The organism is bacterium (assembly GCA_024742285.1).
In the GTDB taxonomy this organism is placed as follows: Bacteria; Myxococcota_A; UBA9160; order UBA9160; family UBA4427; genus UBA4427.
Map to the genome: position 1 here is coordinate 123,755 of JANSYR010000010.1, position 12,498 is coordinate 136,252.

Sequence of the window (12,498 nt, forward strand, 5' to 3'; positions counted from 1 at the left end):
CGGCCGCCTAACGCGTGGTCGGGACGTCCCGTCGCGTCGCCCACTTCCAGCGTTCGATCGCCGCATCGAAGGTCGGCTTCACGTCCTCGGCGAGGAGCCAGCCGGCTGCGAAGAGCTGGTCGATCGCCGCGGCGACCCGGGTCTCGTAGGCGTCGCGATCGGGATAGAGCGCGCGCAGGGCGGGGCGCGTGTCGCCGGGAGCGCGTTCCGCTTCGGTTCGGGCGAGGGGCAGGAAGGAACCGATGTAGCCGACCATTTCGTCGGCGCCGCCGGGCTTGCCGTGGCGGAGTGCCCAGGGCGTGTAGGTCCCGATGGGCGCCTGGAGCTCGACTGCGCGCAGACCCGTCGCCTCGTTGCCGGTCGCGTCGATCCCCGGGACACGGATCGCGTAGGCCGCGCCGCGCTTCGGCGGCTGCACGTCGATGATCCGCTCCTCGAAGCGCGGACCGAAGTCGAGGCGATCGGCGACGTGGGGCGAGCGCGGGGGCACGAGGCTCGCAACGGGGTAGTCGAGTGATCCGGGGAGGACGAGGGTCCCGCTCTCGATTGTGGGGATCGACGACGCGGGCGGGGCGACGTCGGCCTCGACCCAGGCGAGCAGGTGCGTCAGGAGGGCGCGCTGGAAGGCGCGGGTGTCGATGCTGCTTCCCACGAAGAGCCCCGGTTCGATCTCGCTTCGCGGATCCGGAGGGAAGGGCAGGGAGTAGTGGGGCGCGCTCGCGACGTGGTAGAGGCGTTCGTCGGCGACGGGCGCGACGTCCCGGGTTCCGTCCGGCGTCATGTGGATGAGGGAAGCGGCGCGGCCCCAGTATTCGTAGCCGGTGTTGATCTGGAAGATCTTCGGGAGCGTGCCGCTCGCGATCGCCCGGTCGTAGAGCCCCGCCTCCCGGTCGCCGTCGCGGGTCGGGCGGCCGGTGAAGGGGAAGGCATCGCCGGGATAGAAGAAGTTCGCGTAGGGATTGCCGACGCGTCCCGGGTGACCGAAACGATGGTTGAAGCCGCCGCGGCCGGCGCCGCCGATCTGGATCATCATGCCGTCGAAGACGCGTTCGCTCCCGGTCCCCTCGTCCGCGGCGCCTTCGTTGAAGCCGTCGTAGAGGAAGTGGCGGAGGTAGCGGCCGGACTGGGAGAGCCCGTGCGCGACGAGGGTCGCTGCGCGAAAGGGACAGTCCGGGTCGCCCTTCACGTAGCGGGCGAAGTCCCGGAACGCGGCGAAGCCGAGCCCGAGGAGCCGCGGCCGACTCGACACGTAGACGAGCTCGTAGATCCAGCCGGCTTCGAAGGCGCCGTCGCTCGCCACGATCGATCCGCCTGCTTCGTCGAAGCGCCAGGTCGCGCGCGGGACGACCTCACGCTCGGCGTTCCTTGCGCGCCGTCGCGTGAGCCGATTCTCGGGCGCGTCGGGCTCGCTCGCGACGTTGGGGAGGTGGCCGAGGGCTGCGAGGGGGAGCGTCGTGGCGTCCTCGTCGACGACCCAGTCCGAGCGCGCGAGCCCACGAATCGGCTGGCCCGCGGCGTCGGCGAGTGCGCTCGGAACGTCGAGGGTCATCGCGTCCGGGAAGCGCGGCGCATCCGCCTGCCAGCCGATCCAGACGACGGTCAGGCCTCGCCGCATCAGGAAACCGTCGCCCCAGTCGAGCGGAGACGACGGGTCCAGGGTCGCCGAGGCGCCGAAGCTCCTCTCCACCCGGTTCATGAGCGCCAGGGCGAGTCGGCGGCCGCGGTTCGGGACGTCGAAGAGCGCGGTCCCGCTCCGCTGCTTCGGGTCGATGGCCTGGAGGACGGTGAAGTCACCGCTCGCCCGGACTTCGGCTTGCTCCGGCGAACGCGCGGCGGCGGCGAGGTCCGCCACGCGCGCGTTCCCGGGCGCGTCCGGGGCGAAGGCGTAGTGGACCCGACCTTCGATCAGCTCGTAGGGGATCGGCTTCCCGAGGTCGTCGCGAAAAGCGTCGGGCTCGAGGATCGGGACGCGACGCGTGATCTCGAGCTCGACGACGCGGGCGGCGCCCGGGGCGGCGGCGAGGAGGCCGGCCAGGGAGAGGAGGGCGACGAGGATTGCGACGGGGCGGAGAGCGACTGCGTGGGTACGGGCGATCATCGGACCTCCAGATTCAGGATTCTTCGGCCGGCCAATACGTCCTCGACGACGCGTCCCTGCGCGAGAGCGACCTGGCCTGCGACGATCACGGCTTCGATCCCGTCCGAAGGCTGGAAGGGATCTCCGTAGGTCGCCCGGTCGATCACGGTCTCCGGGTCGAAGACCGTCAAGTCGGCGTCGGCCCCGACCGCGACGCGACCCTTCCGCTCGAAGGCTGGGAAGAAGGTCGCGAGTCGCTGGGCGGGAAGGGACGTCATCTTCGACAGCGCGGTCACGAGATCGAGGTCCCCGTATTCCCGGACGTGGCGCCCGAGGATCCGGGTGAACGCCCCGTTGTGCGGGGCGACCATCGTCTCCTCGTCGACCATGGGGAGCAGGTCGCTCACCACGAGGACGCCCGGCTCGACGAGGGCGCGTCGCGTCCACTCGGGCTTCAGGTAGTGGTGGACCACCTGGCCGCCGGGATGCTTCTCGCGGTACTCGTTCCAGGTCGCTTCGTCGAAGCGCATGCCCGTCGCCGCCCACTCGACGTCGGCGTAGTCGATCGCGAAGATCTCCCGCCAGTTCCGCGAGAAGACCGCCGACGAGATCAGGGCCGATCCCGCGTCGTAGGGCAGGAGCTCGGTCGTGACGTCGACGCCTTCGGAGCGTGCCTCGCGGATCTCGCGCAGGAAGAGGTCGATGTTGCGCATCGCGTTGTGGGAGATGTGGCAGACGTGGATCGCGGCGCCGGTCTCCCGGGCGAGTCGCAGCGCTTCGCGCAGGCCCGCCGGGTCGCCGTTGATGCCGCGGCGCACGTGGATGTAGAGCAGGCTGTTCGCAGCGGCGGTGACCTCGAAGACCATGCGGAGCTCGTCCTCGTCGGTGCCCTCGCTCAGATAGTCGAGGGGGACGCCGACGCCGAGCCCGCCCGCGGCGAGATCGTCCTCGAGCATCTCCCGCATCCGGGCTCGCTCGTCCGCGGTCGCGACGCTGGTGAAGGCTTCGGTCGGTCGGCCGCCGAAGAGGCCGCGGAGCATCGTCCAGACGCCGCGCAGGCTGACCGGCGTCGGCGTGCTCGACAGCAGGGTCTGGAAGCGGAGTCCCGCGATCGTCTCGACCCGGGTCGAGGCCCAGCCGACGGAGCTGCCGAAGTGGATCCGCGCTTCGTCCTCGAGCTCCACGGCGAAATCGGCGACGGGGTAGCTACCCGCCTCGAGCTCGAGGGCCGTCGTGACCCCGTCCTGGAGCTGGTAGCGCTGGCCGAGGGGCGTGGGGGAGTGGGTGTGGAGGTCGATGAAGCCGGGCGAAACGACGAGACCTGCGGCGTCGATCGTGCGGGCACCGTCGAGGGGGGATTCGCTCACGGCGGTGATCCGGTCGCCGGTGATCCCGACGTCTCGGACCGCGTCCAGACCGCTCGCGGGATCGATCACGCGTCCGCCGCGCACGACGAGGTCGTAGGCGGGCTCGGCGGCGGCGGACCCCGCGGAGAGGAGCCCCGCCAAGGCCCAGAGGAACGGGAGGACGAGCGCGGCCTTTCGGCATTGCATGAACACGTCGACCGCCCTCCCTCGCTCGTCGCTCCCCGACGGACGGTCGAGCATAGCGACGCGAACCGACTCCGGACGGCGACCGGAAGGCCGCCGGCAGTCGGCGCGAGGGCCGGGTGCAGAGACTGGTTTCCGGGGTCCCGTCCCGATCCGGACGGCGACTTCCTCTTCGGAGATCGGTTTCGACCCTCCGGTCCCGCACGCTCGGTAGAGGGGGCGACGGAGTGTCGGAGAGACCCTTGTTCGGCTGCGGGGCACCTGGCGCAGTCCAGGGTCTTCCTTCCAGGCCCCTGGCGGCGCTCCGCGTTGATGTACCCTCGTCTTCCCCGTGAGCGAAACCACGCTCCGACCCGCACCCAGCAGGAGAAGACGACATGGAATTCCGCAACCTCGGCGACTCGGGCCTCAAGGTCTCGGTCGCGGGCATCGGCTGCAACAACTTCGGTTGGACGATCGACTACGAGCAGAGCGAGAAGGTGATCCGCGCGGCGCTCGATAGCGGGATCAACTTCTTCGACACCGCCGACTGCTACGGCGCAGGTGGCTCGGAGACGAATCTCGGTCGCGCGCTCGGGGCCGAGCGGCAGAACGTGGTGATCGCGTCGAAGTTCGGGGTGCCGATGGGCGAAGGGCCGCTGATGGGCGGGGCGTCGCGGCGCTACGTGATGCAGGCGTGCGAAGCGAGTCTGAAGCGCCTCGGTACGGACTACATCGATGTCTACATCATGCACATCCCGGATCCGGACACGCCGATCGCGGAGACCCTGGATGCGCTGAACATCCTCATCGACCAGGGCAAGGTTCGTTATGCGGGCTGCTCGAACCTCGCCGGCTGGCAGATCTCGAACGCCGCCTGGGAGGCCGACACTGCGGGTCTCAAGGGCTTCGTCACGGCCCAGAACGAATGGAGCCTGCTGAACCGTGACGTCGAGGCCGAGGTCGTGCCCGCCGCGGAGCATCACGGCCTCGGAATCATGCCCTACTTCCCGCTGGCCTCCGGCGCGCTGACGGGCAAGTACAAGCGCGGGCAGGACTTCGACAAGGACAGCCGCTACGGGGGCGGCGAAGGCCGCGAGATGTTCAGCCAGATGTACGGTCACTTCGTGTCCGACGACAATCTCGCCAAGGTCGAGCGCCTCGAGGAGGTCGCCTCCGCCGCCGGCATCTCGCTGATCGAGCTCGCGCTCTCCTGGCTCGCCAGTCAGTCGTCGGTGTCCTCGGTGATCGCCGGCGCGACGAAGCCGGAGCAGGTCGAGAGCAACGCGAAGCTCACACACGGGGGGCTCGCCCGGGACGTGCTCGACGCAGTCGACAAGGCGCTGTCGTAGCCACCACTCCTCCGCGGGCCGAGGAGGCGAGCATGGGAGATCTCGAGGGGCGGCTCCGCAACGCATGGCAGGGCCGAGTCTCCGGCTGCATGTTGGGCAAGGCGGTCGAGGCCTTCTCGATGACTCAGGGGCACGCAAAGCTGACGGCGTATCTCGAGAGCGTCGGGGCGCTCCCGGTCCGGGACTACATTCCGCTCGCGGCGGAGCCGCCGCCGCTCTTGCTGGCTTCCTGCTGTCGCGATCGCTTCGAGGCGAGCGAGCCGGACGACGACATCAACTACTCGGTCCTGGCGCTCGGGATGCTCGAGGCCCACGGTGCTTCGCTCTCGACGATCGACGTCGCACGGACCTGGCTGATGAAGCTCCCGGTGGGCATGACCTTCACCGCGGAGCGCGCCGCCTACAAGACGCTCCTCGAGAAGGGGCACGAATGGTTCTCGATGGGGGCCGAGCCGGGCTTCGACCTGGCCGAGTGTGCCGACAACGAGTTCAACGAGTGGATCGGAGCGCAGATCCGCGCCGACGTCTACGGCTGGGCCACGCCCGGGAATCCCGCGCTGGCCGCGCGTCTCGCGCGGGCGGACGCGGCGCTCTCGCACGTGGGCGACGGCATCGATGGCGCGGTGATCGTGGCCGCGTGGGGGGCGGCGATTCCGGGCTGCTCCGAGCTCTCCTCCGCGCTCGACGTGGCGCTCGCGGAGGTTCCGGCGGAATCGGGCGCCGCCGCCGCCGCCCTGCTCGGGCGAAGACTCGCCCTGGCCGGCGAGGGGCCGGAGGCGATCCACCAGGCCTACGAAGACCTCTCGCCCGTCCACACGAACAACAATCTGGCGCTCGTGGTCTGGGCGCTGCTCTCGCATCCGGACGATTTCGGGGCCGCGATCGGGGACGTCGTCGCCGCCGGCTGGGACACCGACTGCAACGGGGCGACGGTCGGGGCGCTCTGGGCGCTGCAGGAGAAGCGGATTCCCGAAGCCTGGACGGCGCCCTGGCAGGGGCGGGTCCGCGTCTCGTTGGCCGGAGAGGGCGAGCACGCCCTCGACGAGCTCGTCGCGCGGACCGCGGCGGTCGCGGCCCGCCTCGCTTCCTAGCGAGGCCGGACGCTCGGGTCCAAGCCCGAGGCCTTCTGGGGCAGATCCCGGAAATCGCGTCGTTTCCCTCGCCGGCACGCCGAAATCGCATAGGCAGCTCACCGGCAGATCCGATGAGAGCCCCACGCCGACCCGCTCCGGTCGCGCGAAGGGGAGACGTCGTCCATGGAGAAGACCCTCGGCCTGATCCAGGCACATGCACGCGGATGGGACGGAGCGCTCGATCACTCGTTGATCGAGGTCGAAGGCATGCCCGCCGTCCAGCGAACGATCGAGCGCCTGCTCGAGACCGAGGGACTCGTGGCGAGCCAGTGTTGCCTGGCGGTTCCGGACGAGGGCGTGAACGATGCGTTCCTTCCCGTCGCCGAAGCGACGGGCGTCACGCTCTTCCGCGGCTCGACGAACGACGTCGCCCTCCGGCTGCTCCAGGCGGCGGATCACTTCGGCGCTTCGCGCATCCTCCATGTGATGGGGCAGCACATGTTCCTGATTCCCGAGCTGCTCGAGCGACTCGTCGCGATCCAGGACGAGGGCTCGTTCGATCTCGTGCAGGCCCCGATCAACTTCGAGACCCACTTCACCGGGATCGCGGTCCGGGTCGATGCGCTCCGCCGAGCGCGGGAGGAGATCCTGGCGCGGCCCGAGGACGAGCGATTGCGTCTGCTCGTGCGGCCTCTCTCGTACGTCTTCGACCGGACCGACCGGTTCCGCTCCTTCGTCCTCGCCCCGGAAGCGCTCCCCCGCTACTCCGACGACGAGCTGCGCCGGTTTCGCGGGCTCGCCGAGGCGATGTTCGTCGGCACTGAACGCTCCGTGAGCGACACCGCCCGGGCGTACCAGCCCGGCAACTACTGTGCGCAGCGCTACGTGCACGTGGAGAAGGCGCTCCTGCCCACGGACGTCGTGCTCGATGCGGCGTGCGGCGACGGTTCCGGGTCGGAACGATTGGCACGGACGGTTCGACGGGTCGTCGGTGTCGACCTCGACGAAGACGTGATCGCGACCAACCGGCGTGAGCGCACGTCGGACCGAGACAATCTCACCTTCGAGCGGGCCGACGTCTGTCGTCTCCCGTTTCCCGACGACGCCTTCACGGCGATCGTGAGTCTCGAGACGATCGAGCACGTGGAAGACGCGGAGGCCTACTGCCGCGAGCTGAGGCGGGTCCTCGCCCCGGGTGGGCGGCTCTTCTGCTCTACGCCGCAGAATCTCTTCGGCGCGATTCCGATCAACCCCTGGCACCTGCGCGAGTACAGTGTGGCGGAGTTCCGGGCGATCCTGGAACGCCACTTCGATCGCGTGGAGATCCGCGGCGCGGTCAACGGCCTGCTGACCGAAGGCGAGGTCGGGAACAACATGATCGCGACGGCCGTTCGACCGGCGCCGGCGAGGCGGGCGCGCCCTGCGGCGGGCGTGGTTCCTCCGATCGGATGAAGCGGACCCGACGCCCGGTTTCCTACGGCGCGAGCAGTCGCAAGACGAGTTCGTCCGCCTCCTCCTGCATGCGAATGATCTCTTCCGCGTCGAGGCTGGACGAGCTCGCGGCAACCCCCGCGTCGTTCCGGTCGTCTTTGCGGTCGTCTTTGCGGTCGAACGGGAAGGTTCGCCAGACGACGGCCGCGGCGTAGCCGACGTAGAGCGCCTGCATGTAGGTCGAGAGCGCGATGGGCTTGATCTCGCCGCGCGAGATGGCTTCTTCGAAGGTGGTGCGCGTCCGCGCCGAGATCTCGACGTTCGAGGGCGCGAGCTCCGACCAGTCGGACGTACCGCGGCGGGCGGTCTCCCACAGGATCATCCGGGCGTGGGCCGGGTGCTCGGCCAGGAAGCCGACGTACTCCCGCGCGTTCCGGCGCAGGGCGTCGAGGGTCGTCTCGCCCGGCTCGCGGCGGATCCGCTCCGCCATCCGCTGCCCGCCCCGCGCGGCCACCTGGGCGATCAGGTCGTCGCGATCCCGGACGTGGTTGTAGATCGCCGGCGGCGTGATGCCGAGGGCTTCTGTCACCTGCTGAAGCTGGAATCGGTCGGGACCCAGCTCCGCGATGAGCGCTTCCGTGACGTCCAGGATCTTCTCGAGCGTGACCTTCCCGCGTCGCGTCTTGCGGGGCGATTCACTTCCGTCTGTCATCGAACCCGATTCCGCTCCGTCGAGGGGGCGAGCCGCGTGACCTCGGTCTTCGCCCGGGCTCAGTGCCCGTCCCGTGATCGTTATAACCCAACGTCGGGTACGGGCCTATCGATCCGCTGGATCGGTCGCATCCGCGTTCGCTTTTTCCGAAGCGTCGCGCAGCTCGGGATAGAACTGTCGTGCCCAGCGCCTCAGGACCGGAAGCGGACCGTCGTCCTCGATGAGCGGCGGTCGCTCACGGTAGACCTTGTTCTCCCAGATCGGTACGTCCGGCTCGATCTGCGAGAAGGTCATCTCGACGGTCTGCCGCTGCGCATCGCTCAGCTCTCCGTGGCCCTCGGTGTCTTCGAGGAGCAGGTGGATCGCCATCTCACAGAACTCGTCGTCGATCGGCGTCGTCGCGGTCAGGAAGAAGATGCTCGGAGACTGGGGGACGCGTAGCCAGACGAGCCCGAGCCCCCACGCCTCCTGGAGCGCGAAGACGTAGTCGTCGTCGCCCGTGCCCATCGACGCGCCGGGGACCGAGCTCCGCTGGTAGTAGACCGGGCCTTCGGTGCGCGCCTCGGCGCGAGGCAGCACCGGAAGGCCGTGCACCGTCTCGAAATGGGCGGTGTCCGGGACGTTCTCGGCGAGCTCCTGCACGTGCATGCGGATCTTCCAGCGCTTCGACGCGTAGCCGAGCCAGCCGGGATCCTCGTACTCGGGGATGTCGCGCATGAACCAGTCGGGCTCGGTGCCCTCGTCGCTGTGCCAGACGAGGACGAGGCCCGCACGTTCGTCGACGATCTTCGTACGGACGGAGACGTCCGGCAGCTGGCCTCGCGAGAGATAGGGAATGCCGGAGCAGCGCCCCTCGCCGTCGAAGCGCCAGGCATGAAACGGGCAGACGAGCTCCTCGCCCTCGACGGTGCCGCCATGGCCGAAATGCGCGCCGAGGTGCGGGCAGTGCGCCTCCGTCACACGGGCTTCGCCGGACGCGGTCCGGTAGAGCACGAGGTCTTCGCCGAAGTAGCGGAGCGGCCGGACCCGTCCCGGGGCGATTTCGGCGGATGTCGCGACTGCGTACCAGCCGTCGGGGGTCGACGAGAAGGGATAGCGGGATCGGGAAGGAGCATCGTGGATCGGTTCGGCCATGAGGGTCCTCGTCTCGGGCGCCGGCGGCGCCGATCGCAGGCGTTTAGACTAACCGAATCCGAGGCCCGGTCGCTGCGACGGCAACCGCGTCCCGGGAATCGAGGAGGTCGACGACGATGGGCATGCACGAGGGGCGCGTGGCGCTCGTGACGGGCGCGGGGAGCGGAATCGGACGCGCGAGCGCACGGATCTTCGCGCGAGAAGGCGCGCGGGTCGCCGTCGTCGATCTGAACGAAGCCGGTGCGAAGGAGACGGTCGGGCTGATCGAGGCCGAGGGCGGGGAGGCGCTCGCGCTCGCGGTCGACGTCTCCGACGAGGCGCAGGTCGAGGCGATGGTCGCGACGACCGTCGAGCGCTTCGGTCGGCTCGACGCGGCGATGAACAACGCGGGGATCACGAGCCCGAGTTACGTCTTCCACGAGATGCCCCTCGAAGAATGGCATCGCATGCTCGCGGTGAACCTGACGGCCGTCTTCCTCTGCATGAAGCACGAGCTCAAGCAGATGGTGACCCAGGACGTGGTCGGGGCGGGGCGGGGCGCGATCTGCAACACCTCGTCCGGCGCAGCCGTCGTGCCCGCGCCCGGGCAGCCCCACTACACGGCGGCGAAGCACGGCGTCGTCGGGATCATGAAGAACGTGGCGCAGGAGTACGCTTCCCAGCAGATCCGCTGCAACTCGGTCCTGCCGGGGATCACCGATACGGCGATGCTCCAGGCCTCCTTCGAAGCGAACGGGCCGGAGCATCGCAAGCGCCTCGAGGCGACCGTCCCGGGCGGGGTCCTCGTGAGGCCGGAAGAGATCGGGGAGACCGCCGTCTGGCTCTGCTCCGATCGCGCGAGTCGTGTCAACGGTCAGGGCGTGATCGTCGACGGCGGCGGCGTCCTGCGTTAGGTGAGGGACCCAAGCGGGACGGACCAGCGCGGTCGGGCGAAGCGGGGCGGCGTCAGCGCTCGCTCGCCGCGTCGTCCTCGCTGGACGCCTCGGCGGCCTCGCCCTCGGCGGTGGCGGCGACCGGACCGCCTGCCGGATCCGCTTCGAGGCCGGCATCGCCGAAGGCGGCGCGGACGTCGGTCGACGTGATCAGTTGCTCATAGGCGTCGTCGAGGGCCTTGCCCAGGACGGCGCCGAAGTCCCGGCTACCGCGCCGGCTGCGCACCAGCGTCCCGCCCAGGAAGATGGGGAGCGCAGAGTCGACGACGCGGTGCTCCGCCTTGACCGACGTCGACCAGATCGGCGAGCCGTCGTCGGCGAAGAGGGCGAAGGACATCGTGAGCGCGGTGTCCACCGGCTCGGGGTCGATCACGCCGACGATCCCGTCCCAGTCGCGGTTGGCGGAGACGATGATGGCCTCGATCCAGGGGAGGCCGTTCGTCGAGCCGCATCCGTCGCCGTACACCGCAACGGCTTCCCGAAAGGCGGTCTTCGCCATCCGCTCGAAGTTGAGTGCGGCACGCTTGCCGAGCTCGATCCGATAGGGGTGGTCCGGGACGTTCCACTGTCGCTTGTAGAGCTTCGACGGAACGCAGATCTCGACGCTCCCGTCGATCGGCGGCGCCGGGTTCACGAAGGTCATCGTCGGGAGCTCGACGCTCAGGATCTCCCGCGTGCAGCCCATCGTCGCCAGCAACGCGAGGCAGGCGAGCAGCCGGGGCAGGGCGGTCGTCAGGAGGGGGGGCCAGGCGCGCATCGTCGGATCCTCTCGGGCGCCCGTGTCGTCAGGGTTTCGGGGCGCTGGGGACGGAGAGTACAGCGGACCGCGCCCCCTGTCGGACTTCGTTCGATTCCCGGCGCTCGTCGAAGGGCCGCCTCGGGTCGCCGCGTCGAGCGAGGCCGCGGCCCGACGCGGCGTCCGTCAGTCGTTCCGCCGGTCGCCGAAGCTCGAGGTCGCTGCCAGGTCCCGCTCGATGGTGTGGCCGGCGAGGCCGAAGAGGACCGCACCCACGCTGCAGGAGAGCAGTACGTAGAGGAGCGACCAACGGACGGCGAGGTCGCCGTAGCTCGGCTCGAGGAGGTCGTTCAGGATGCCGACGGCCCAGGGGCCGAGTCCCGTCCCGAGGAACGTGATGAAGATGATGATGAACGCGGAGGCGACGGCCCGCATGTGAGGCGGTGCCAGGTTCTGGGCGATGCCGTAGGCGACGGGGGCCCAGCCGGCGCTCGAGAGCGCCGCGGGGACGGCCCACCACATGGCGTCGCGTCCGTCCGGCCAGAGGAGCATCGCGCCCTGCCACGGGATCATCAGGAAGACCGAGATCGCTCCGATCCAGGCGTACCACCTGAGACTGCGATGGCCGAGTCGGTCGGCGACCAGCCCCGTCAGCCAGGAGCCGACCAGGGCAGGCACGTACTGGATCGGGCCGAGCCGGGGGCCGATCTCCGATTGCGCCATGTCGTGGACGCGCTCGAAGAAGGTGGGCAACCACATGCCGAACCCGGTCCCCGCGAAGGACGCGATCCCCGCGCCGAGGCCGACGAGCCAGAACGTGGGCTTGGACGCGAGGAAGCGCGCGACCTCGGCGACCGTCGCCGTCTCGCCCTCGTCTCCTTCGTTCTTCGGGGCGCGCGCGGCGGGCGGCTCGAACTGACCGCGGGCGGGCTCCCGGACCGTCAGCCGAACGACGAGGGCGATCAGCAGTCCGGGCGCGCCGACGACGACGAACGTTATGCGCCAGCCGATCGCGTCGACGAGCAGCCCCCCGACGACCAGCCCGAGCATGCTTCCCCAGTACACGCCTCCCTGGAAGATCGAGAGTGCCGTCGCGCGCCTGTCGGCGGGAAAGTAGTCGGAGAGCAGCGCCTGAGCGGGGGCGGCCCCCGCGGCCTCGCCCACGCCCACGAGGATCCGCGCGAGGAAGAGCTGGACCGCGTTCGTGACGAAGCCCGAGAGCGCCGTGAACGCGCTCCACATCGTCATGCCGATCGCGATGATGTCTCGGCGGGAGCCCTTGTCCGCCCAGCGGGCGATCGGGAGTCCCATGCCCGTGTAGAAGAATGCGAAGGTCGGTCCGAGCATCAGCCCGACCATCGAGTCCGAGATCTCGAGGTCCTGCTTGATGTCCTGGATCATGACTGCGAGGACGTAGCGATCCAGGTAGTTGCACGTGTACATGATCACCATGATGGCGAGCACGTAGTTGGCGTAGCGCGGATTCGGGCGATCGCTGGGGGCGGCGGGCGGAGCGCTCAAT

At 69.7% G+C, this 12,498-nt stretch carries 10 protein-coding genes; 4 read left to right on the plus strand and 6 right to left on the minus strand.

The window, feature by feature from the left end:
• Nucleotides 1–7: 7 nt before the first annotated feature.
• Both NXI30_18325 and NXI30_18330 read right to left on the minus strand, forming a co-directional pair.
• Nucleotides 8–2,098, minus strand: coding sequence for an alpha/beta hydrolase domain-containing protein (locus NXI30_18325; protein ID MCR9096187.1), 2,091 nt, complete (start codon nucleotides 2,096–2,098; stop codon nucleotides 8–10).
• Nucleotides 2,095–3,630 carry an amidohydrolase family protein gene (locus NXI30_18330; GenBank protein MCR9096188.1) on the minus strand — a complete coding sequence of 512 codons (1,536 nt, stop codon included), beginning with the start codon at nucleotides 3,628–3,630 and terminating at the stop codon, nucleotides 2,095–2,097. Before NXI30_18330 ends, NXI30_18325 begins: the two co-directional genes overlap by 4 nt.
• A gap of 374 nt (nucleotides 3,631–4,004) precedes the next feature.
• On the opposite strand from NXI30_18330, the gene NXI30_18335 reads away from it, so the two are divergent.
• The 3 genes from NXI30_18335 (at nucleotide 4,005) to NXI30_18345 (ending at nucleotide 7,483) form a co-directional block, all read left to right on the plus strand.
• The gene (locus tag NXI30_18335) at nucleotides 4,005–4,958 is read left to right on the plus strand and encodes an aldo/keto reductase (protein ID MCR9096189.1); all 954 of its coding nucleotides are present in this window, start codon (nucleotides 4,005–4,007) and stop codon (nucleotides 4,956–4,958) included.
• A 32-nt stretch (nucleotides 4,959–4,990) separates the two neighbouring features.
• Nucleotides 4,991–6,049, plus strand: coding sequence for an ADP-ribosylglycohydrolase family protein (locus NXI30_18340; GenBank protein ID MCR9096190.1), 1,059 nt, complete (start codon nucleotides 4,991–4,993; stop codon nucleotides 6,047–6,049).
• 165 nt (nucleotides 6,050–6,214) lie between these two features.
• Nucleotides 6,215–7,483 (plus strand): methyltransferase domain-containing protein, encoded by a 1,269-nt coding sequence (locus NXI30_18345; GenBank protein ID MCR9096191.1) that lies wholly within the window; start codon nucleotides 6,215–6,217, stop codon nucleotides 7,481–7,483.
• 22 nt (nucleotides 7,484–7,505) lie between these two features.
• Here the strand turns inward: NXI30_18345 and NXI30_18350 are convergent, their stop codons facing one another.
• Together NXI30_18350 and NXI30_18355 are read right to left on the minus strand one after the other, a co-directional pair.
• A complete protein-coding gene (locus tag NXI30_18350) occupies nucleotides 7,506–8,174 on the minus strand; it encodes a TetR/AcrR family transcriptional regulator (GenBank protein MCR9096192.1) in 669 nt (222 codons plus the stop codon).
• Between the two features lie 105 nt (nucleotides 8,175–8,279).
• Nucleotides 8,280–9,308: a Rieske (2Fe-2S) protein gene (locus tag NXI30_18355; protein ID MCR9096193.1), complete on the minus strand. Its 1,029-nt coding sequence runs from the start codon at nucleotides 9,306–9,308 to the stop codon at nucleotides 8,280–8,282.
• A 116-nt stretch (nucleotides 9,309–9,424) separates the two neighbouring features.
• On the opposite strand from NXI30_18355, the gene NXI30_18360 reads away from it, so the two are divergent.
• The gene (locus tag NXI30_18360; protein MCR9096194.1) at nucleotides 9,425–10,201 is read left to right on the plus strand and encodes an SDR family oxidoreductase; all 777 of its coding nucleotides are present in this window, start codon (nucleotides 9,425–9,427) and stop codon (nucleotides 10,199–10,201) included.
• A 52-nt stretch (nucleotides 10,202–10,253) separates the two neighbouring features.
• Here NXI30_18360 and NXI30_18365 read toward each other — a convergent pair whose 3' ends face one another.
• Complete coding sequence (locus NXI30_18365; protein MCR9096195.1) at nucleotides 10,254–10,997, minus strand: hypothetical protein; 744 nt, start codon at nucleotides 10,995–10,997, stop codon at nucleotides 10,254–10,256.
• Nucleotides 10,998–11,162: 165 nt separating this feature from the next.
• Nucleotides 11,163–12,497, minus strand: a complete 1,335-nt coding sequence (locus tag NXI30_18370) for an MFS transporter (GenBank protein ID MCR9096196.1) — start codon at nucleotides 12,495–12,497, stop codon at nucleotides 11,163–11,165.
• Nucleotide 12,498: the final 1 nt, after the last annotated feature.

Bases quoted from the DNA above. Each gene is read 5' to 3' on its own strand.
- NXI30_18360 (MCR9096194.1), top strand. From the start codon at position 9,425: ATGGGCATGCACGAGGGGCGCGTGGCGCTCGTGACGGGCGCGGGGAGC.
- NXI30_18355 (MCR9096193.1), bottom strand. From the start codon at position 9,308: ATGGCCGAACCGATCCACGATGCTCCTTCCCGATCCCGCTATCCCTTC.
- NXI30_18325 (MCR9096187.1), bottom strand. From the start codon at position 2,098: ATGATCGCCCGTACCCACGCAGTCGCTCTCCGCCCCGTCGCAATCCTC.
- NXI30_18335 (MCR9096189.1), top strand. From the start codon at position 4,005: ATGGAATTCCGCAACCTCGGCGACTCGGGCCTCAAGGTCTCGGTCGCG.
- NXI30_18350 (MCR9096192.1), bottom strand. From the start codon at position 8,174: ATGACAGACGGAAGTGAATCGCCCCGCAAGACGCGACGCGGGAAGGTC.
- NXI30_18330 (MCR9096188.1), bottom strand. From the start codon at position 3,630: ATGCAATGCCGAAAGGCCGCGCTCGTCCTCCCGTTCCTCTGGGCCTTG.
- NXI30_18345 (MCR9096191.1), top strand. From the start codon at position 6,215: ATGGAGAAGACCCTCGGCCTGATCCAGGCACATGCACGCGGATGGGAC.
- NXI30_18365 (MCR9096195.1), bottom strand. From the start codon at position 10,997: ATGCGCGCCTGGCCCCCCCTCCTGACGACCGCCCTGCCCCGGCTGCTC.
- NXI30_18340 (MCR9096190.1), top strand. From the start codon at position 4,991: ATGGGAGATCTCGAGGGGCGGCTCCGCAACGCATGGCAGGGCCGAGTC.